The sequence below is a fragment of the Curtobacterium sp. MMLR14_006 genome (genome assembly GCF_001864985.1).
Lineage (GTDB): Bacteria > Actinomycetota > Actinomycetes > Actinomycetales > Microbacteriaceae > Curtobacterium.
The window spans coordinates 78,881-98,179 of the sequence record NZ_MJGU01000005.1; the positions used below are offsets into that span (position 1 = coordinate 78,881).

Consider the following 19,299-nt stretch of genomic DNA (forward strand, 5'->3'; position numbering starts at 1 on the left):
CTACGAGCAGGACGGCGCCGGGGAGCCGATGTTGCACCGCGTGACGTCCCGGCTCCGAGCACACCGACCACTCACGTGCTGCAGGTTCTTGTACTCCGTCCAACAACCGGCGTACGCTCCCCTCATGCCGCCACTCGAACTCGTGCGGCCCCCGGGGCTGCTCGACCACGCCAAGGGGCTCGCACTGCAGCGGGCCCTCCACGCCGACGTCGTCGCCGGCCGCTCCCCCGGAGCGCTCGTCCTCTGCGAGCACCCGTCCGTGTACACCGCCGGTCGCCGCACCGAGGCCTCCGACCTGCCGACGGACGGCTCCCCCGTGGTCGAGGTCGACCGCGGCGGCCGGATCACCTGGCACGGGCCCGGGCAGCTCGTCGTGTACCCGATCGTCCGGCTGGCCGAGCCGATCGACGTCGTCGCCTGGGTGCGCGACCTCGAGCAGGTCGTCATCGACGCGGCGGCGTCGGTCGGCGTCGACGCCCGGCGCATCGACGGCCGCAGCGGCGCGTGGACGACCGACGTCCCGCCCGCCAAGGTCGGCGCGATCGGCCTGCACGTCGCCGAGGGGGTCTCGAGCCACGGCATCGCGATCAACTGCGACAACGCCCTCGACGCTTACGCCGCGATCGTGCCGTGCGGGATCACGGACGCCGGCGTCACGACCCTCAGTGCGGCGGCCGGTCGGCACGTCGGCCCCGACGACCTCGTGCCGCTCGTCGCGCGACGCGTGCAGGACGCCGTCGACGGCATGCACACCGGCCACCGGATCAGCAGCACCGCCACGACAGCCGCCCCCGCACGTCAGGAGACCCTCGTATGACCCTCGCCCCCGACGGCCGCCGCATGCTCCGGGTCGAGGCCCGCAACGCCGAGACCCCGATCGAGACGAAGCCCGCGTGGATCAAGACCCGCGCCACCCAGGGTCCGGAGTTCCGCGAGCTGTCGGCCCTGGTGAAGACCAAGCAGCTGCACACCGTCTGCCAGGAGGCCGGCTGCCCCAACGTCTTCGAGTGCTGGGAGGACCGCGAGGCGACCTTCCTCATCGGCGGCTCGCAGTGCACCCGCCGGTGCGACTTCTGCCAGATCGACACCGGCAAGCCCGAGCCGCTCGACCGCGACGAGCCGCGCCGCGTCGCCGACTCCGTGGCCGAGATGGGCCTGAAGTACGCGACGGTCACCGGGGTCGCCCGCGACGACCTGCCCGACGGTGGTGCGTGGCTCTACGCCGAGACGATCCGTGCGATCCACGAGCACTCCCCCGGCACCGGCGTCGAGATCCTCCTGCCCGACTTCAACGGTCGGCCGGACCAGCTCGGCCAGGTGTTCGACGCCCGCCCCGAGGTCTTCGCCCACAACGTCGAGACGGTGCCGCGGATCTTCAAGCGCATCCGGCCCGCGTTCACGTTCGAGCGGTCGCTCGACGTCATCAGCCAGGGCCGAGACGCGGGGCTCGTCACGAAGTCGAACCTCATCCTCGGCATGGGCGAGGAGCGCGTCGAGATCGAGGACGCCCTGCAGCGCCTGTTCGACGCCGGTACCGACATCATCACCTTGACGCAGTACCTCCGCCCGTCGCCGCGGCACCTGCCGGTGGCGCGCTGGGTCACGCCCGACGAGTTCGTCGCATTGCGCGAGGTGGCCGAGGCGATGGGCTTCGCGGGGGTGCTCGCCGGACCGCTGGTGCGGTCGTCGTACCGCGCCGGTCGCCTCTGGGCCCGGGCCACGGTCGCGCGCGGCGGCTCGGTGCCGGAGCACCTGTCGCACCTGCTCGACGCCGCTCCGGGTCGCCAGGCGGTCTGAGACCTGGAGACGGACGGACGGGAGGCACGGTGCCAGCTGGCACCGTGCCTCCCGTCCCGGATCTGCGCCCGTGCAGGGCGCGTCCTGCTCAGGCGCGGCCGCGGATGCTCCGCAGGAGCCAACCGATGATCGAGAGCAGGATCAGGGCGATCCCGATGAACAGCAGGAACTTCAGGGCGCTGACGAAGATGCCGCTGAAGAGCAGGACCAGGCCGACGATGATCGCGATGATCAGGAGAGCGGGCATGTGGGGCTCCTTCCGGTGTACCTGGACGATCCCTGTACTGCGGAGACGGTACCCGGGATCAGCCGACGAGGTTCTGCACGAACACGTGCGGCGTGAAGCCGGTGAGGTCGTTGATGCCCTCGCCCTGGCCGATGAGCTTGATCGGGATGCCGGTCTTCTCCTGCACGCTGAGCACGAACCCGGCCTTGGCGGAGCCGTCGAGCTTCGTGATGACGAGCCCGGTGACACCGGCGCCCTCGATGAACGCCTGCGCCTGGGCGAGGCCGTTCTGCCCGGTCGTGGCGTCGAGCACGAGGAGCACCTCGCTGATCTCGACCTGCTTCTCGACGACGCGCTTGATCTTGGTCAGCTCGTCCATCAGGCCGGCCTTCGTGTGCAGACGGCCCGCGGTGTCGATGACGACGATCTCGGTCTGGTCGCGGATCGCCTTCTCGACCGTCTGGTAGGCCACCGACGCCGGGTCCTGCCCGGGCTGTGCGGGTCGGACGACGTCGACACCGGCGCGCTGGGCCCAGGTGGCCACCTGCTCCACCGCGGCCGCACGGAAGGTGTCCGCGGCGCCGACCAGCACGGAGCGGTCGTAGGTCCGGAGGAACTTGGCGAACTTGCCGATGGTCGTGGTCTTGCCGACGCCGTTCACGCCGACGACGAGCACGACGGCGGGGCGCGCGCTGAGCTTGAGCGTGGTGTCGAGCTTCGAGAGCCGCTCCTCGAGGACCTCGCGGAGCATGCGCTGCAGGTCGGCGGGGTCGGTCGTGCCGTACCGGTCGACGCGGGCGTGCAGGTCCTCGATGATCGCCTCGGAGATGTCGGGACCGAAGTCCGCGCCGATGAGGGCGGTCTCCAGGTCCTCCCACGTGGTCTCGTCGATCGTCTTGCGCTGGAACAGCCCGCGCAGCCGGGAGGACAGTGACCAAGAACTCGCCATGTTCCCAGCTTAGAGCGCACCGCTCGCACAGGGCGTCCGCTACGCTCGGTGGTGCGAAGGGGAGTATTCCCTCTCGGCGACCCCGTCAGTACGGCCCGGAACGACCCGGACCCGGGGCGTCGGTCGCGGCACGTGGCCTCCGGCAACAGTCAGAGCACACGGTCCGCGGCGGAAGAGACCTTCAGGCTTCAGCGCACCCGTTTTCCGGGGCGCTCCTACCTGAAGGAAATCCGTGGACGTCCCACTCGCAGTCTGGCTCATCACGATCGCCGGCATCCTCGGCCTGCTCGTGTTCGACTTCTTCTCGCACGTGCGCACACCGCACGTGCCGCACATCCGTGAATCGGCCTTCTGGTCGGTCGTCTACATCGCCCTCGCGATCGCCTTCGGCGTCGGCGTCTGGGTCTTCGGCGGCGGGCAGGCCGGTGGCGAGTACTTCGCCGGGTGGCTCACCGAGAAGGCGCTGTCCGTCGACAACCTGTTCGTCTTCCTCATCATCATGACGTCGTTCGCGGTGCCGAAGGAGTTCCAGCAGAAGGTCCTGCTCGTCGGCGTCGCGATCGCCCTCGCCGCCCGCGGTGTGTTCATCGCCCTCGGCGTCACGATCATCGACAACTTCTCGTGGGTCTTCTACCTGTTCGGCGCCCTGCTGTTCTGGCTCGCCTGGTCGCAGGCCCGCAGCGGCAACGACCACAGCGGTGACGAGGCCGACTCCCGCCTGATCCGTCTGCTCAAGCGCATCATCCCCACGTCGGACCACTACGACGGTGACCGCCTGACGACCAAGGTCGACGGCAAGCGCCTGTTCACCCCGATGCTCCTCGTCATGGTCGCCATCGGTCTGACCGACGTGCTCTTCGCGCTCGACTCGATCCCCGCCATCTTCGGGCTCACGCAGGACGCCTTCATCGTGTTCACCGCGAACGCGTTCTCGCTGCTCGGTCTGCGTCAGCTGTACTTCCTCATCGCGGGGCTGCTCGAGCGCCTCATCTACCTCGGTCAGGGGCTGGCGGTCATCCTCGGCTTCATCGGTGTCAAGCTCGTGTTCCACGCGATGCACGTCAACGAGCTGCCCTTCATCAACGGCGGCGAGCACATCGAGTGGGCCCCCGAGATCCCGATCTGGTTCTCGCTCGGCTTCATCATGCTCACCATCGCCGTCGCGACCGTCGCCTCGCTCGTCGTGTCGAACAAGCGTCGGAAGCGCGGCCTGACCCCGTCGGGCGAGCCCGCGGAGGCCGTCGAGGCGGACGCGAAGTAGTCCAGACCCCCCTCTCGGACAGGAGGCGCGGTGCCAGCTGGCACCGCGCCTCCTGTCCGTCGCTGGGGGCGTCCAGGGCCGCGCGCTCGTTGCTGCGAGAGCGACAGTTGTCCGCGTGGTCGTTCGGACAGTTCCGTGAAAGCGACTGTCTGCCGCGAACTGTTGGCGGGAACCTGTCGCTTTCGCAGAGCGCCCCGGTGAACGGCTGCGGCGAGCTACGCGACCGCGACCGCGTCGGCAGGCTCGGGCTCGGGCTTCTGCACGCGCTGTCCGACGACGGCCGAGACGCCGTCCTGCCGCATCGACACCCCGTACAGGGCGTCGGCGATCTCCATCGTGCGCTTCTGGTGGGTGATGACGATGAGCTGCGAGGTCTCGCGCAACCGCTGGAACACGGTGAGCAGACGGCCGAGGTTCGCGTCGTCGAGCGCGGCCTCGACCTCGTCCATGATGTAGAACGGCGACGGCCGCGCGGTGAAGATCGCGACGAGCAGCGCCACCGCGGCGAGGGACCGCTCACCGCCGGACAGCAGCGTCAGGCGGTCGATCTTCTTGCCGGCGGGCTTCACCTGGACGTCGATCCCGGTGCCGAGCAGGTCGGTCGGGTCGGTGAGGGTGATCGACCCCGAGCCGCCCGGGAACAGGATCGGGAAGACGACGTCGAAGGCTTCCTTCGTGTCGTTGAACGCCGACTCGAAGATCGTCTGCATCTTCGTGTCGAGCTCGTCGATGATCGTCATCAGGTCGGTGCGGGTCTTCTGCAGGTCCTCGAGCTGCTCGGCGAGGAAGGCGTGCCGCTGCTCGAGGGCCTGGAACTCCTCGAGGGCGAGCGGGTTCACCTTGCCGAGCTGCCCGAGGTCGCGCTCGGCGGCCTTGAGCCGTCGCTCCTGCTCGGCGCGGACGTAGGGGACGGTCTCGACGTCGGCGGGGTCGATCTCGTCCGTGGTGTCGAACTCCGGCAGTGCGGGTCCGCCGGGCAGCGTCGAGGCCGCCTCGACGAGCGCGAGGTCGTCGGCTTCCTCGGTGCCCACGCCGTCTCCGGTGTCCTCGGTGTCGTCGGCGGCCTCGCCGGTGGGGGCGTCGGGGTCGCTCGACGCTGCGGCAGCGGCGGCGCGCTCGGCCTCGCGGTGCTTCCGCGCGAGCACCCGCGGGTCGACGAGCACGTCGACGGGCACCGGCACGTGCGGGCCGTACTCGGCGACGAGCACCGCCTCGGTCAGCCCGAGGTCGCTCTGCGCCCGGTCGAGCACGCCGGACACGTGCAGCTTCTTCTCGTAGATCTCCATCTCGAGCGAGTGCACGCCGTCGGTGATCGTCTGCAGGCGGTCCCGGAGCTCGCGTTCCTCGTTGCGGATCGCCTGGAGCTCGGTGTTGCGCTTCGCCCGCTCGGACTCCTCCGTCGCGAGCCGCACCCGGGCCTCGGCGAGTGACCGGTCGACGGCGCCGAGCACCTCGGGCAGGTTGGCGAGGACGCCCTCGGCGGTCCGGATCTGCCCGCGCCGGATGACCGCGAGCCGGGCGGCCTCCTCGGCGGCGGCACGCTCGGCCTCGAGCTGCCGGTCGAGCTGGTCGGCCCGGTTGCGCTCGGCCCGGACACGCTCGCGGACGGTCTCGACCTGGATGCGGTGCTCGACCTCGGCGGCCCGCGCGGCCTCGAGGGCGTCCTGCAGCGCCGGCCGCTCCGAGGCGTCGACCACGGGTCGCTCCTGCGCCGTGAACGCGCGGTGGGCCGCCTCGGCCTCGGCGAGCGATGCCTCCACCGCCTCGACCGCGCCGTCCGTCTCGGCCAGGGCGGCCCGGAGCCGCTCGACCTCGGCCACCGCGTTCTCCGCCTTCGCACGCGTCGACGCGCTCGTGCGGTCGTACTCCGCCTTCGCCCGGGTGTACGCACGGGATGCCGCGTCGGCCTCGTCCACCGCGCGGCGCGCGTCCTCGACGGCCACGCGCGCGGACTGGAGGCCCGTGGCAGCGTCCTCGGCGTCCGTCGCGATCGCGTCGCGCCGGCTCACGGCGTCGTCGCGTTCCGCGGCGAGCTCGATGCGCGAGGTCACCCGCTCGCCGCCGCCCGTCACGCGCACCGCACGGACGAGGTCACCCGACCGCGTCACGACCGTCGCCAGCGGGGCGGCGGCGAGCACCTCCTGCAGGTCGACGTCCTCGGTCTCCGCGACCAGCGTGTCCCGCAGCACGGACGCGAGCGCGGGCGGACCCTGCACCAGGTCGAGCGCACGTCGGACGCCTGCGGGCAGGGTGTCCGGCAGGCTGCTCGTCCCGACGACGGCGTCGGCGACGACCACGTCGATGCGCCCGATGTCCGACGACCGTGCGTGCGCGACGGCGTCCGTGGCGACGTCGCGGTCGTCGGCGAGCACGGCGTCGGCGAGCCCGTCGAGGGCGATCGCGACGGCCGCCTCGAAGCCGGGCGTCACCGTGAGGTGGTCGGCGAGCCGGCCGACGATCCCGGCCCGACCGGCGTCGATGAGCGCCTGCGAGCCGTCGCGCACGTCGATCGACATGCCGAGCGCCGCCACCCGGGCGTCGAGGGCGTCGCGCTCGCGTTCCAGGCCGTGCAGCCGGTCGCGCTGTCCGTCGCGGAGGGTCTGGGCCTGTTCGAGGGCGGCGCGGGCGGCCTCGAGCGCGGTCGTGAGTGCGTCCTCGTCGACACCCTCCGAGGGGTCGGTCCCGAGGTCGGCCAGCGCCGACGCCGCCCGCTCGGCGCGTTCCCCGGCCTCGGCGAGGGCACGCTCGCGACGCTCCCGGTCCGCCACGGCCGACCCGCGTCGTGACCGTGCGACGTCGACCGCGTTGGCGAGCCGCTGCGCCTCGAGGTCGTGCCGGGACACCCGTGCGGCCTGCTCGGCGATGCGCTCGTCGAGGGCGTCCAGGGCGTCGCGGGCCTGCTGCACGGCCCGCGCCGTCGTCGCCGCACCGCCCTGCACCTCCTCGGCACGGGCCGCGAGCCGCTCGGCCTCGGCACGGACCCCGGCGACCTGCTCGGGCGTGACGGTCGGACCCTGCTGCGGTGCGTCGGCCTGCTGGGCGAGGAACATCAGCCGCTGGTTCGCCAGGCTGGACAGCCCGCGCAGCCGCTCCTGCACGCTCTCGAGCCGGTGCACGACGGTGCGAGCACGGTCGACGTCGTCGCCGACCATGCTCTGCTCGACGTGCTGCTGCCGCACCCGCGTCTGGTCGAGCCGCTCGGTGAGCACGATGCGCTCGGACTTGCGGCCGGCCTCGACCTCCTGGTGGTCGTGCAGCTCGCGGCGCAGGCGGACGACGTCGTCGGCCAGGATGCGCGCCTTCGCGTCGCGCGCCACCGCGGCGACGGACTGCGCCTTGCGCGCGACCTCGGCCTGTCGCCCGAGGGGCTTCAGCTGCCGCCGGATCTCGCCGGCCAGGTCGGACAGGCGGGTCAGGTTCATCTGCATCGCGTCGAGCTTGCGGAGGGTCTTCTCCTTGCGACGGCGGTGCTTGAGGATGCCGGCGGCCTCCTCGATGAAGCCGCGGCGGTCCTCCGGGGTGGCGTGCAGCACCTTGTCGAGCTGCCCCTGCCCGACGATGACGTGCATCTCGCGGCCGAGGCCGGTGTCGCTCAGCAGTTCCTGGACGTCGAGCAGCCGGCAGTTCTCGCCGTTGATGGCGTACTCGCTGCCGCCGTTCCGGAAGAGCGTGCGCGAGATCGTCACCTCGGAGTACTCGATCGGCAGCAGCCCGTCGGTGTTGTCGATCGTCAGGAGCACCTGCGCGCGACCGAGCGGGCCGCGGGTCGAGGTGCCGGCGAAGATGACGTCCTCCATCTTGCCGCCGCGCAGGGTCTTCGCCCCCTGCTCCCCCATCACCCAGGCCAGGGCGTCGACGACGTTCGACTTCCCGGAACCGTTCGGACCGACGATGCACGTGACGCCCGGCTCGAAGGCGAACGTCGTCGGCTGCGCGAAGGACTTGAACCCCTTGATGGTCAGGCTCTTCAAGTACATGCGGTCTCCGGATGCTCTGGTTGGGCGTCAGGCTAACGCGTACGCCGACGAGGGCGCGGTTGGCACACGGGGCAGATGTGGCTCGACCGGTTCATGAAGGCCTCACGCACGATCGTCGTCCCGCACCGGGGGCAGGGCTTTCCCTGCTGCCCGTAGACGTTCAGCCGCTGCGAGAAGTACCCGGACTGCCCGTTCACGTTGACGTACTGCGCGTCGAAGCTCGTGCCGCCGTCCTCGAGCGCGCGCCGGAGCACGAGCCGCACCTCGTCGAGCAGCAGGCGCAGGTCGCCGCGGGTCAGGCGGTCGGCGGGTCGGTCGTAGTGCAACCTCGCGGCCCAGAGGGACTCGTCCGCGTAGATGTTGCCGATCCCGCTGACGACGCCCTGGTCGAGCAGCACGCGCTTGATCCCGCTCGAACGCTTGCGGGCCATCGCGGTGAACCGGTCGTCGTCGAAGGCGGGGTCGAGGGGGTCCCGCGCGATGTGCGAGACCTGGCCGGGCACCCACCGGCGCCACGGGGCGTCCGGGTCGGCGTCGTCGACGTGCCCGGCGGACCCGGCCGGTGCGCCGTCGACCGTCGGGACCATCGTGTCGATCGCCATCGACCCGAACGTCCGCTGGTCGACGAACTCGAGCTCGACCGGCGGCTCCTGGGCACCGTCGCGACCGGAGCCGGACGGCTGCACGTCGATGAGGATCCGGCGGTGCCGCGCGGCCTCGCGCCCGCGGCCGAGCAGGATCTGCCCGCTCATGCCGAGGTGGGCGACGAGTGCCTCGGGGCGGTCCCCCTCGTGCTCGGGCAGCAGCGGCATCCAGAGGAACTTGCCCCGGCGCACGGCGGCGGCGATGGTGCGCCCGGTCAGCCGGTCGGCGAAGTCCTCGGACGGGCCGTCGTGGCGGGTGAGCGCGCGGTCGTCGACGACGTCCACGTGCAGCACGCGCGCGCCGCTGACGGCGGGTTCGAGGCCGGCGCGGACGACCTCGACCTCGGGGAGTTCGGGCACGCGGTCAGGCCGCTCGGCCGGAGAGCCGGGTCCACGCGTCGAGCGCGGCGGCCATCTCGGCGGCCTTCTTGCTCGAACCGGTGCCGGCGGCGACGTCCTCGCCCTGCAGGACGACGGTCGCGCTGAAGGTCTTGTCGTGGTCCGGGCCGGTCTCGGTGACGCGGTACGCCGGGTTGCCGAGCGACAGGCTCGACGCGAGCTCCTGCAGGCTCGTCTTCGGGTCCATCGCGGCGCCGAAGCGGTCGGGGTCGATCATGAGCGGTTCGACCAGCCGCAGCACGAGCTCGGTCGCCGGGTCCGCGCCGGACGACAGGTAGGTGGCGCCGATGACGGCCTCGACCGTGTCCGCCAGGATCGACGACTTGTCGCGGCCGCCGGTCTGCTCCTCGCCCTTGCCGAGCCGGAGGTAGGCGCCGAGGCCGATCATCCGGGCGATCTCGGCGAGGGCGACGGTGGACACCAGGCTCGCCCGGCGCTTCGCCAGGTCGCCTTCGTCCAGGTCGGGGAAGGACCGGTAGAGCTTCACGGTCACGGCCTGGCCGAGGATGGAGTCACCGAGGAACTCGAGGCGCTCGTTGTGCTTGATCCCGCCGTGCTCGTACGCGTAGGAGCGGTGTGTCAGGGCGAGCTGGAGCAGCTCGAGGTCGATGTCGACCCCGAGGATGCCCTGCAGACGGACGACGTCCGGCCCCACGGGGCGGGACCCCGCGGCGCCGGACGTCGTCGTCATGCGTTCGGTCCGATCAGACGTCGGCGACCTTGCGGCCCTTGTACTCCATGTACAGGGGGGTGCCGGCCGAGTCCTCGACGACCTTCGCGCGGTGCGGGAGGCTGTACGTGACCTGGCCGTTCTCGACGGTCTTCACGAGCTGGATCGGCGTGGCCTTCCACTGCGAACGACGGGCGTGCGTGTTCGCACGGGACTGCTTGCGCTTGGGAACGGCCATGGTTGATCTCTTTCGGTTGGTCGGTGGTCGGTACGGGGGCTGGCGGTCGCGGGGCCTACTCGGCCTCGGCCCGCTCCTGACCCTCGGTGGTCGTGTCGGCGGTGGGGGTGTCGTTGTCCAGCTGGACCGCGCTCAGCGCTGCCCAGCGGGGATCCAGTGCCGGTCGGGCGGGCTGTTCACCGAGGTCTGCCAGGCGTTCGCCCGTCTCCGGGTCGAGTCCTGGGCAGTCCGGACGACAGACCGGCTGGAACGGCAGCGCCAGCACCACCGCATCTCGAACGACCTGTTCGGTGTCCACGTGGTCATCGCGAACGAAGAAGTCGAAATCCTCCGAGACATCGTACGCGAACAGCTCGGCGAAATCGACCTCGACCGGCTCGCTGATGTCGATGAGGCAGCGCGAGCACTCCCCCGTGGCGTCCGCCGAGGCGTGGCCGGAGACCAGGACGCCCTCGTGCAGGCCCTCGAGACGGAGGTCGATGCGCAGCTCGGCGCCCTCGCGGACGGCGATCACGCCGGCACCCATCGCGTCCGGCACCGTGACGTCGAGCGTGTGCTCACGCATCTCGCCCGGACGGTGCGCGAGGTCGCGCACCCGGAGGGCGTAGGGGCTGTTCACGTGGGAAGACACGATCGACGATCCTAGCGCGATCGGGACCGGGAGTCGAGGCAGCGCGGGGCGTGTCCGGGACCGGTCGTGCGCCTGCGTCCTGTCCGGGGCCCGTGCGGCGGTCCGGTCAGCGGGCCGCGAGTGCCGCTGCGACGACCCGGGGCACGTACGGCGTGACGTCGCCACCGAGCGACGACACCTGCCGGATGAGGGAGCTCGACACGTGGGCGCGCGACGCCTCGGGCAGCAGGAAGACGGTCTCGACGTCGGCGAGGTGGCGGTTCATGATCGCCATCGGGGTCTCGTACGCGACGTCCTCGCCGGAGCGCACGCCCTTGACCAGGACCGTCGCGCCGACCTGCCGGCAGTAGTCGACGAGGAGCCCGGCGGTCCACTCGCCCACCGTCACCGTCTCGGGAGCGCCGACCTCGACGAGCGACTCGCGGATGAGCCGCACGCGGTCGACGGCCTCGAACATCGCCGGCTTCTTGTCGGGGTTGTGCACCACGAGGACGTGCACCTCGTCGAACAACCCGGCCGCGCGGCCGATCACGTCGAGGTGCCCGAGGGTGACGGGGTCGAAGGAACCGGGGACCACCGCGATCTGCGCCATGCGAGCGACGATACCGGTCCGCGGCGTGCCGGAGGCCCCCGTCAGTTCTTGCCGAGGAACGCCGCGTCGGACTCGTCGAGCCGTCGGCCCAGTGCCTCGCGCAGCGCGGGACTGCCCTGCAGGTCGGGATCGCGCTCGAGCACCCGTTCGGCCTCGCCGCGGGCGTCGACGATGAGGTCGGCGTGCTCGACGACGCGCAGCAGGTTCAGCGACGACCGTCCGCCGGACTGCCGTTCGCCGAGCACGTCCCCCTCGCGGCGGAGCTCGAGGTCCACCCGGGCGAGCTCGAAGCCGTCGTCGGAGGCCGACACGGCGTCCACCCGCTCGCGCGACGTGGTCTCGAGTTCGGCGGTGGTGACGAGCAGGCACACCCCGGCCCACTGCCCGCGGCCGATGCGTCCGCGGAGCTGGTGCAGCTGCGAGACCCCGAAGCGGTCGGCGTCGAGCACCGCCATCATGGCTGCGTTCGGGACGTCGACGCCGACCTCGATCACGGTCGTCGCGACGAGGACGTCGAGGTCACCGGCCGCGAACGACGTCATCACGCGGTCCTTCTCGTCCGCGGTCATCCGGCCGTGCAGCACCGCGATCCGCCGGCCCGCGAGCACGGGAATCGTCCGCATCCGCTCGGCTGTCGCGAGCACGGTCGCCGGCGCACGCTTCGGCGCGTCGGGCTCCGCCGCGGCGTCGGTCGGCGCGGGCTCGCCGTCGTCCTCGGTGTGGGCGTCGTCGATCGCAGGGCACACCACGAACGCCTGGCGGCCCTTGTCGAGCTCCTCGGCCATCCGTGACCAGATCCGGGACTCCCAGCCAGGGTGCTCGGCGAGCGGCACCGTGAAGGTCTCGACCCCGGCGCGGCCGGACGGCAGCCCGGTGATCGTCGAGACGTCGAGGTCGCCGAACACGGTCATCGCGACGGTGCGCGGGATCGGCGTCGCGGTGAGGACGAGGACGTGCGGCGGGGTCGCGCCCTTGGTGCGCAGGGCCTCGCGCTGCTCGACACCGAACCGGTGCTGCTCGTCGACCACGACGAGCCCGAGCTCGGCGAAGTCGACGCGGTCGCCGAGCAGCGCGTGCGTGCCGACGACGAGCCGGGAACTACCGGACGCCGCGGCGAGCAGCGCCCGACGACGTTCGTCGGTGCTCTGCGAGCCGGTCAGGATCACCGGGCGGAGCTCGGCTGCCAGGTCGGGTCCGAGGAACTTCACGATGGAGCGGAGGTGCTGCGCCGCCAGCACCTCGGTCGGGGCGATGAGCGCGGACTGGCCGCCGGACTCGGCCACCGTGAGCATGGCCCGGATCGCCACGAGCGTCTTGCCGGAACCGACCTCGCCCTGCACGAGACGGTGCATCGGCCACGTACGGGCGAGGTCCTGGTCGACCTCGGCGCCCACGGTGCGTTGGTCGTCGGTCAGCTCGAACGGCAGGGTCGCGTCGAACCGCTCGAGGATGCCCCCGGGGGACGCCACCCGTGCGGTGGCGGCGGTGCGCCGTGACCGGATCCGGCGCTGCACCAGTGCGGTCTGCAGCACGAACGCCTCGCGGTAGCGCAGGGCGTCCTGCGCCCGCTTGAAGTCGGCGACCTTCTCGGGGCGGTGCAGGAGCTCGAGCGCGCGACGGAACGGCACGAGGTCGAGCCGCCCGCGTGCTGCGGCCGGAACGGGGTCGGGCAGGTCCGGCAGGGTGTCGAGCACGATCGCGATGGACTTCGCGATCTGCCACGACGACAGGGACGCGGTCGCCGGGTAGATCGGGATCGGCTGCCGCGACCACCGGATGGCTTCGTCCGAGCCGGGCTCGGCGGTGGCGCGCGGGTCGTCCGCGTCGAAGAGCTCGTAGTCGGGGTGCGCGAGCTGCCGGGCGCCGCGGTAGTCGCTGACCTTGCCCGCGAAGATGCCGCGGGCCCCGGGCACGAGGTCCTTCGTGCGCCAGCCCTGGTTGAAGAACGTGAGGGTGAGCAGCCCCTTGCCGTCGCCGATCTTCGCTTCGAGGATGGACCCGCGCCGGGCACGCATCGTGCGTTCGCGGACGTCGACGACCTCGGCGACGATGGTGACCGGCTCGCCGATGGCGAGCGAGTCGAGCGCGGTCAGTGCCCCGCGCTCGGCGTACCGCCGCGGGGCGTGCTCGAGGAACTCGCCGACGGTGCGGTAGCCGAAGGCCTTCTCGATCGCGCTCGCCGTCCGGCCGCCGAGGACGCTCGCGAGCCGTGCGTCGAGGGGCGCCGGACCGAGGTCGGCCGCGGGCGGCACGGCGGGGGTTGCGGAGGTGACCACGGCGTCAACGGTACCCGGCGGGACCGACGGCCACGCGCCTCCCGACCGGCCTGTGGAGAACGCCCGGACGGTCCGGTGGGGCCGCTACGGTGGCTGCATGACCCGCATCATCGCCGGTGCCGCCGGCTCCACGACGCTCCGGGTGCCGAAGTCCGGCACCCGGCCGACGAGCGACCGCGTGCGCGAGGCCCTGTTCTCCTCGCTCGAGTCCCGCGGGCTCGTGCAGGGCACCTCCGTCGCCGACCTCTACGCGGGCACCGGCGCCCTCGGGCTCGAGGCGGCATCGCGCGGCGCGGCCGAGGTCGTGCTCGTGGACCGGGCCTCCGCGGCGGCGCAGGCGTGCCGGGCGAACGCGCGCGCGGTGCAGCAGCGGGTGCCCGGCGTCCGGATCGACGTGCAGCCGCAGCCCGTGCTCGGCTACCTGCGCGGGACCGTGCGCACGTTCGACCTCGTGTTCATCGACCCGCCCTACGACGTCACCGAGCACGAGCTGGCCGAGGTGCTCGAGACCCTCGCCCCGCGGCTCACCGCCAACGCCGTGGTCGTGGTCGAGCGCAGCAAGCGCTCCCCCGAGCCGACGTGGCCAGCCGGCCTCGAGCCGTTCAGCAAGCGCAGCTACGGCGAGACCCTGGCGTGGGAGGCCGTGGTCCCCTCGTCCTGAGCGCGGTGCCGCGGGGCCGGCGGGCTGACGGGGCCGGGGCCGGCGGGCTGGCGGGCTGGCGGGCTGGCGACCAGCTCGTAGGACGACGTTGCTGTCGCACGACGTCGACCATGTCGAGGGACGGCGGTGCGCCTGCCCCGGACTCCGCTGCCCGGCGCTCGTGCGGGACTGTGCGACAACGCCGCTGTCGCACGACGTCGACCATGTCGCAGGACGGCGCCGCGACCGCCCCGGCCTCCCCTGTCCGATGCTCGTGCGGGGCTGCGCGACAACACCGCTGTCGCACGACGCCGACCATGTCGCAGACACGGCCGTACGCGCCCGTTCCCGAGGCACCGGGCACCGGCGCGCCGGTCGCGGCAGCTCAGCCGGCGGCGCCGTCCCAGTCGGCGTAGGGGTCCCAGCCGGTCGTCGGCACCGCGGATCCGCCACGCACCAGGTCGTGCTCGCCGCGTTCGCGCACGACGCCGATCCGGCGGAAGCCGCCGGGCAGCACCGCACCGGGCGGGAACGTCGCGAGGAGGCCGTGGTCCTCGCCGCCGTGCACCGCGGCCGTGTCGAGTGCCTCGTCGTCGTCGAGCTCGAGCGTCACGCGGCTCGCTCGGGCCAGCCGCCCGGCGTCGATCGCCAGGCCGTCCGACAGGTCGAGCATCGCGGTCGCCCCGGCCGAGGCGGCCAGGGGGCCGTCCGCGATCGGGGGCACCGGCCGACGCTGCCGCGCGACGTCGGGGTCGGTGTCCGCCCCGCTCGCCACGACGGCCGCCCGTGAGGGCTCCCCCTCGGCGTCCACACCGTCGCGGAACAGACGCGACAAGCCGCGCGCGGCCGGTCCGAGTGCGCCGGAGACGGCCAGCACGTCGCCGACGCGGGCACCGGAACGCAGCACCGCGGCACCGCCGCCGAGGTCGCCGAAGGCCGTCACCGTGACCGTGAAGGTCGCCGAGGTGGACAGGTCGCCGCCGACGACCCCGCACCCCGGCGCGAGGGCCTCGACCCCGGCGCGCACCCCGTCCGCGAACGCCTCGAGCACCGCCACCGGGGTCTCCTGGGGTGCGGCCAGCGCGACCACGAGCCCGCTCGGCACGGCCCCCATCGCGGCGACGTCGGACAGGTTCGTCGCTGCGGCCTTCCAGCCGACGTCGGCGGGCGAGGACCACGCCCACCGGAAGTCCGGACCGTGCACCATCATGTCGGTCGTGACGACGAACCGGCCGTCCGGGGCGGCGACCACGGCGCAGTCGTCGCCGGGTCCGACGAGCGGGGAGCCGGTGGGCAGCCGTCGTGTGACCGCCTCGAGCACGGCGAGTTCGCCCACCTGCCCCACGGTCGGTCCGGCCCAGGCGTCGTACGTCGCGTCCACACGAGAACGGTAGCCTGGACGGCGATGGACACCGCGCGCCGCACCCCTCGCACCCTCGCGATCGTGGGGGCCGTGATCGCCCTCGCCGCCGGTCTCACGGGGTGCACGAACACGGTCGGGATGACCGCGGCGCCCTCGGCGAACGCGGCCGCGTGCGCGTCGGCCCAGGTGCGGCTGCCGACGACGGTCGACGGCACGCTCCCGCTGCGGAACACGAACGCGCAGTCGACGGCGGCCTGGGGCGACCCCACCGCGGCGCTCTGGCACTGCGGGGTCGCCGTGCCGACGGTGTCCGACCTGCCGTGCTTCTCGCTCGGCTCGGTGGACTGGATCCGCGACGACCGCGGCGCGCAGATCGTCTACACGACCTTCGGGCGCTCCCCCGCGGTGCAGGTCGTCGTGGACACCGCGAAGACCGCCGGCAACCAGGTGCTGCAGGACGTCGGCACGGCCGTGTCGACCCTGCCGACGGACGGGCACCGGTGCCTCGACCCGTCCGACGTGGACGGCTGACGCCGTCCCGCGGACTCAGCGGACGGCGGCCCGACCCAGCTCGAGGAGCTCGGTGACGAGCTCGGCGTAGGACACGCCCGATGCTTCCCAGCACCGCGGGTACATCGACAGCGGGGTGAAGCCCGGCATCGTGTTCACCTCGTTGACCACGAAGCCGTCGTCGGTGAGGAAGCAGTCCACCCGCGCGAGTCCGGAGCCGCCGATCGCCTCGAACGCCCGCGCGCCGATCGACCGGATGGCGTCGGTCTCGTCCTCGGTGAGCGGCGCCGGGCACAGCAGCGACTCGTCGCCGCCGAGGTACTTCGACTCGAAGTCGTAGAAGCCGGACTCGTCGACGACGATCTCGCCCGGCAGGCTCGTCCGCGGCACACCGTCGCGGCCCTCGAGCACGGCGACCTCGACCTCGCGCCCGACGACGCGGGGTTCGACGATCACCTTGGAGTCGTGCTCGAACGCCAGCTCCATCGCCGCGGCGAGCTCGTCCGGGCCGTCGACCCGCGACACACCCATGCTCGAACCGGCACGGGCGGGCTTCACGAAGAGCGGCCAGCCGTGTGCCGCGACGGTCTCGGCGACCCCGAGGGGCTCGGCGGCCCACTCGCGGCGCAGGACGGTGGTCCACGGCGCGACGCGGAGTCCGGCGTGCTCGAGCACGGCCTTCGCCGCGTGCTTGTCCATCGCCAGGGCGCTCGCGAGCACGCCGTCGCCGACGTACGGCAGGCCGGCGATCTCGAGCAGGCCCTGGATCGTGCCGTCCTCGCCGAACGGGCCGTGCAGGATCGGGAAGACCACGTCGACGGCGACAGTCGTGACGGACCCGTCGGGGTGCGACACGACGAGTTCGTTGGTCGCCGGCGAGGTCGGGAACGCCACGCGCGTGCCGTTGTCCGGCACGGTCGGCAGGGCGCCGTCCCGGATCGTCCACTGGCTCGGGTCGTCGGACTGCAGCGTGAACGCGCCGTCCTTCGTGATGCCGATCGGGACGACCTCGTACGCCGTGCGGTCGACGACGTCCATGATCCCACCGGCCGTCACGCAGCTGATCTCGTGCTCGCTGGAGCGGCCGCCGAACAGCACGGCGACGGTGGTCGTGGGCATGAGGACTTCCTCGGGGATCGTTGGCACGACTGTCCCTCCGTGGCTCGGGTGCGGACCGGTCACTCGCCCTGGGGTTCGTCGGTCTCGGTGAGGTGCGGCGCGATGTTGCGCGGATCGAGCCTACCGGCGAGCACCTCGGCGACCTGGCTCACGATGGGCATGTCGACGCCGTTCGCGGACGCGAGCTCGAGGATCGGGGCGACCGACGCCAGTCCCTCGGCCGTCTGGTCCATCTGCCGGACGACCTCGTCGAAGCGGTACCCCTGGCCGAGCAGCCGCCCGGCGGTGTTGTTGCGCGACAGCGGCGACTGGCACGTGGCGATGAGGTCGCCGAGGCCGGCGAGCCCGGAGAGCGTCGAGGGCTGGGCGCCGAGCGACACGGCGAAGTCGGTCATCTCGGCGAGACCGCGCGTGATGATCGACGCCTTGGTGTTCTCGCCGTACCCGACGCCGTCGACGATGCCGATCGCGACGGCGATGAGGTTCTTCAGCACGCCGCCGAACTCGGTGCCGATGACGTCGGTGTTGATGAACGACCGGAAGTACGGGTTCGTCGCCACCGCTGCGACCGCGCTCGCGGTGTCCGCGGACGACGACGACACGACGGCCGCGGTCGGCTGCCGCCGGGCGATCTCGAGCGCCAGGTTCGGTCCGCTCGCCACGGCGATGCGGTCGCGGTCGATGCCGAGCCCCTCGAGCAGGACCTCGCTCATCCGCAGCCCGGTGCCCTTCTCGACGCCCTTCATCAGGCTGACCACGGGCACGTCGGCCGGCAGCAGCCCGCGGATCGCGTCGAGGTTCGAGCGGAGGGTCTGCGACGGCACCGAGACGTAGACCTGCGAGGCGCCGTCGAGCACCTGCGCGAGCGACGTCGACGCGGTGAGCGTGCGCGGCAGGTTGATGCCGGGCAGGTAGTCGGAGTTGCGCTTCGTCTCGGTGATCTCGCGGGCCACCTCGGGGCGACGGGCCCACACGACGGTGGAGGCGCCGCCCTCGGCGAGCACCTTGGCGAACGTGGTCCCCCAGCTGCCGGCGCCGATCACGGCGACCCGCGGCTTGTCGGTCGACTGCATCACCACCCGGATCGCGGCGGTGTCGATCGCTCCCGGCGCAGCGGCCGCGGGGTCCGGACGGTCCTCGTGCGGGCGGAGGCCCGGTCCCTGGTCACTCAAACTTCCCGGTCTCCTTCTGGTTGTTCGCCGCCGGGTCCCAGCGGGTGGCGGGTGCCCGTTCGCCGCGCAGCTGCTCGAGCAGCTCGGTGATGCGCTGCATGAGCACCTCGGTGGCCTCGATGAGCGTCTGCTGGTCGACCGGACGCCCCCGGTACGCCGACAGGTCCACCGGGTCGCCGACGATGACGTCGACGCGCGAGCGCGGGAACAGCCGGAGCTTCTTCGAGTACCGCGCCATGATGCCCTGCGTGCCCCAGTGGGCCATCGGGATGAGCGGCACGTCGTTCTCGAGTGCGATGCGGACGGCTCCGGTCTTGCCCCGCATCGGCCACAGGTCGGGGTCACGCGTCAGCGTGCCCTCCGGGTAGACGATGATCGCGCCGCCCTGCTCGATGAGCGAGCGACCGCCGCCGAGCGGGTCGCTCAGCCGGGTGCGCCCGGAGCGCTCGACCGGGATCTGGCCCATGCCGGACATGAGCCCGCCGAAGACGGGCACCTTGAACAAGGACGCCTTCGCCAGGAACCGCGGGGCCCGACGGCTCAGGTAGACGGCGGTGCCGACGACGAGCGGGTCGATGTTCGTGAAGTGGTTCGGCGCGAGCACGAACGCCCCGTCCGCCGGCAGGCGGTTCGGGCCGACCCAGTGGTAGTTCGACGAGAACCGGAACGTCGGGATGACGATCGAGGCCACGATGCGGAACGCGGGGTTGAGCTCCCCGCGCTTCCAGCGCCGTCCACGCACCGGCACACCGGTCGCGACGGGCAGGGCGGACGCACCACGGGCCTCCCGGCCGTCCGGGCGCGCCGATCCGTCACCCGTCTGCGGAGCCGACAC

At 72.4% G+C, this 19,299-nt stretch carries 18 protein-coding genes; 5 read left to right on the forward strand and 13 right to left on the reverse strand.

Going from position 1 to position 19,299, the window contains the following annotated elements:
- Positions 1-124: 124 nt before the first annotated feature.
- Together lipB and lipA are read left to right on the forward strand one after the other, a co-directional pair.
- Positions 125-817, forward strand: coding sequence for a lipoyl(octanoyl) transferase LipB (gene lipB / locus BIU94_RS02395; RefSeq protein WP_071253833.1), 693 nt, complete (start codon positions 125-127; stop codon positions 815-817).
- Positions 814-1,797, forward strand: coding sequence for a lipoyl synthase (gene lipA / locus BIU94_RS02400; protein WP_071253835.1), 984 nt, complete (start codon positions 814-816; stop codon positions 1,795-1,797). The genes lipB and lipA overlap by 4 nt, the downstream gene beginning before the upstream one ends.
- 88 nt (positions 1,798-1,885) lie before the next feature.
- Here lipA and BIU94_RS17630 read toward each other — a convergent pair whose 3' ends face one another.
- Positions 1,886-2,044 carry a hypothetical protein gene (locus tag BIU94_RS17630; RefSeq protein WP_175472147.1) on the reverse strand — a complete coding sequence of 53 codons (159 nt, stop codon included), beginning with the start codon at positions 2,042-2,044 and terminating at the stop codon, positions 1,886-1,888.
- 58 nt (positions 2,045-2,102) lie between these two features.
- Positions 2,103-2,972 carry a signal recognition particle-docking protein FtsY gene (ftsY, locus tag BIU94_RS02405; protein WP_071253838.1) on the reverse strand — a complete coding sequence of 290 codons (870 nt, stop codon included), beginning with the start codon at positions 2,970-2,972 and terminating at the stop codon, positions 2,103-2,105.
- A 232-nt stretch (positions 2,973-3,204) separates the two neighbouring features.
- On the opposite strand from ftsY, the gene BIU94_RS02410 reads away from it, so the two are divergent.
- A complete protein-coding gene (locus BIU94_RS02410) occupies positions 3,205-4,233 on the forward strand; it encodes a TerC family protein (protein WP_071253840.1) in 1,029 nt (342 codons plus the stop codon).
- 215 nt (positions 4,234-4,448) lie between these two features.
- Here the strand turns inward: BIU94_RS02410 and BIU94_RS02415 are convergent, their stop codons facing one another.
- The 7 genes from BIU94_RS02415 to BIU94_RS02445 form a co-directional block, all read right to left on the reverse strand.
- On the reverse strand, positions 4,449-8,210 hold the full coding sequence (locus BIU94_RS02415; protein ID WP_071253842.1) for a chromosome segregation SMC family protein: 3,762 nt from the start codon (positions 8,208-8,210) through the stop codon (positions 4,449-4,451).
- Between the two features lie 32 nt (positions 8,211-8,242).
- Positions 8,243-9,214 carry a bifunctional DNA-formamidopyrimidine glycosylase/DNA-(apurinic or apyrimidinic site) lyase gene (gene mutM / locus BIU94_RS02420; RefSeq protein WP_071253844.1) on the reverse strand — a complete coding sequence of 324 codons (972 nt, stop codon included), beginning with the start codon at positions 9,212-9,214 and terminating at the stop codon, positions 8,243-8,245.
- A 4-nt stretch (positions 9,215-9,218) separates the two neighbouring features.
- Entirely contained in the window at positions 9,219-9,944 is a 726-nt protein-coding gene (gene rnc, locus BIU94_RS02425; protein ID WP_254782848.1) for a ribonuclease III, read from the reverse strand.
- 13 nt (positions 9,945-9,957) lie between these two features.
- Positions 9,958-10,161 carry a 50S ribosomal protein L32 gene (gene rpmF / locus BIU94_RS02430; RefSeq protein WP_071253846.1) on the reverse strand — a complete coding sequence of 68 codons (204 nt, stop codon included), beginning with the start codon at positions 10,159-10,161 and terminating at the stop codon, positions 9,958-9,960.
- 55 nt (positions 10,162-10,216) lie between these two features.
- On the reverse strand, positions 10,217-10,780 hold the full coding sequence (locus BIU94_RS02435) for a DUF177 domain-containing protein (protein WP_071253848.1): 564 nt from the start codon (positions 10,778-10,780) through the stop codon (positions 10,217-10,219).
- A gap of 118 nt (positions 10,781-10,898) precedes the next feature.
- Complete coding sequence (gene coaD / locus BIU94_RS02440; protein ID WP_071253850.1) at positions 10,899-11,384, reverse strand: pantetheine-phosphate adenylyltransferase; 486 nt, start codon at positions 11,382-11,384, stop codon at positions 10,899-10,901.
- Between the two features lie 41 nt (positions 11,385-11,425).
- On the reverse strand, positions 11,426-13,636 hold the full coding sequence (locus BIU94_RS02445; protein ID WP_071253932.1) for an ATP-dependent DNA helicase RecG: 2,211 nt from the start codon (positions 13,634-13,636) through the stop codon (positions 11,426-11,428).
- Positions 13,637-13,757: 121 nt separating this feature from the next.
- On the opposite strand from BIU94_RS02445, the gene BIU94_RS02450 reads away from it, so the two are divergent.
- Positions 13,758-14,321, forward strand: a complete 564-nt coding sequence (locus tag BIU94_RS02450) for an RsmD family RNA methyltransferase (protein ID WP_071253934.1) — start codon at positions 13,758-13,760, stop codon at positions 14,319-14,321.
- 364 nt (positions 14,322-14,685) lie between these two features.
- Here the strand turns inward: BIU94_RS02450 and thiL are convergent, their stop codons facing one another.
- Positions 14,686-15,681, reverse strand: a complete 996-nt coding sequence (thiL, locus tag BIU94_RS02455) for a thiamine-phosphate kinase (RefSeq protein WP_071253852.1) — start codon at positions 15,679-15,681, stop codon at positions 14,686-14,688.
- Positions 15,682-15,705: 24 nt separating this feature from the next.
- Between thiL and BIU94_RS02460 the strand changes: the two genes are divergently transcribed.
- Complete coding sequence (locus tag BIU94_RS02460; protein ID WP_071253854.1) at positions 15,706-16,194, forward strand: DUF3515 family protein; 489 nt, start codon at positions 15,706-15,708, stop codon at positions 16,192-16,194.
- Positions 16,195-16,209: 15 nt separating this feature from the next.
- Here BIU94_RS02460 and BIU94_RS02465 read toward each other — a convergent pair whose 3' ends face one another.
- From BIU94_RS02465 to BIU94_RS02475, 3 genes are all read right to left on the reverse strand, one after another.
- Positions 16,210-17,292 (reverse strand): D-alanine--D-alanine ligase family protein, encoded by a 1,083-nt coding sequence (locus BIU94_RS02465; protein WP_071253856.1) that lies wholly within the window; start codon positions 17,290-17,292, stop codon positions 16,210-16,212.
- 59 nt (positions 17,293-17,351) lie between these two features.
- The gene (locus BIU94_RS02470) at positions 17,352-18,365 is read right to left on the reverse strand and encodes an NAD(P)H-dependent glycerol-3-phosphate dehydrogenase (RefSeq protein ID WP_071253936.1); all 1,014 of its coding nucleotides are present in this window, start codon (positions 18,363-18,365) and stop codon (positions 17,352-17,354) included.
- A 91-nt stretch (positions 18,366-18,456) separates the two neighbouring features.
- Positions 18,457-19,299 carry a 1-acyl-sn-glycerol-3-phosphate acyltransferase gene (locus BIU94_RS02475; protein ID WP_254784710.1) on the reverse strand — a complete coding sequence of 281 codons (843 nt, stop codon included), beginning with the start codon at positions 19,297-19,299 and terminating at the stop codon, positions 18,457-18,459.

What these genes read in the sequence shown, in the direction of transcription:
- BIU94_RS02470 (WP_071253936.1), bottom strand. Translation starts at nt 18,365, where the DNA reads ATGCAGTCGACCGACAAGCCGCGGGTCGCCGTGATCGGCGCCGGCAGC.
- ftsY (WP_071253838.1), bottom strand. Translation starts at nt 2,972, where the DNA reads ATGGCGAGTTCTTGGTCACTGTCCTCCCGGCTGCGCGGGCTGTTCCAG.
- BIU94_RS02450 (WP_071253934.1), top strand. Translation starts at nt 13,758, where the DNA reads ATGACCCGCATCATCGCCGGTGCCGCCGGCTCCACGACGCTCCGGGTG.
- lipB (WP_071253833.1), top strand. Translation starts at nt 125, where the DNA reads ATGCCGCCACTCGAACTCGTGCGGCCCCCGGGGCTGCTCGACCACGCC.
- BIU94_RS17630 (WP_175472147.1), bottom strand. Translation starts at nt 2,044, where the DNA reads ATGCCCGCTCTCCTGATCATCGCGATCATCGTCGGCCTGGTCCTGCTC.
- coaD (WP_071253850.1), bottom strand. Translation starts at nt 11,384, where the DNA reads ATGGCGCAGATCGCGGTGGTCCCCGGTTCCTTCGACCCCGTCACCCTC.
- rpmF (WP_071253846.1), bottom strand. Translation starts at nt 10,161, where the DNA reads ATGGCCGTTCCCAAGCGCAAGCAGTCCCGTGCGAACACGCACGCCCGT.
- rnc (WP_254782848.1), bottom strand. Translation starts at nt 9,944, where the DNA reads ATGACGACGACGTCCGGCGCCGCGGGGTCCCGCCCCGTGGGGCCGGAC.
- BIU94_RS02415 (WP_071253842.1), bottom strand. Translation starts at nt 8,210, where the DNA reads ATGTACTTGAAGAGCCTGACCATCAAGGGGTTCAAGTCCTTCGCGCAG.
- lipA (WP_071253835.1), top strand. Translation starts at nt 814, where the DNA reads ATGACCCTCGCCCCCGACGGCCGCCGCATGCTCCGGGTCGAGGCCCGC.
- BIU94_RS02465 (WP_071253856.1), bottom strand. Translation starts at nt 17,292, where the DNA reads ATGCCCACGACCACCGTCGCCGTGCTGTTCGGCGGCCGCTCCAGCGAG.
- BIU94_RS02460 (WP_071253854.1), top strand. Translation starts at nt 15,706, where the DNA reads ATGGACACCGCGCGCCGCACCCCTCGCACCCTCGCGATCGTGGGGGCC.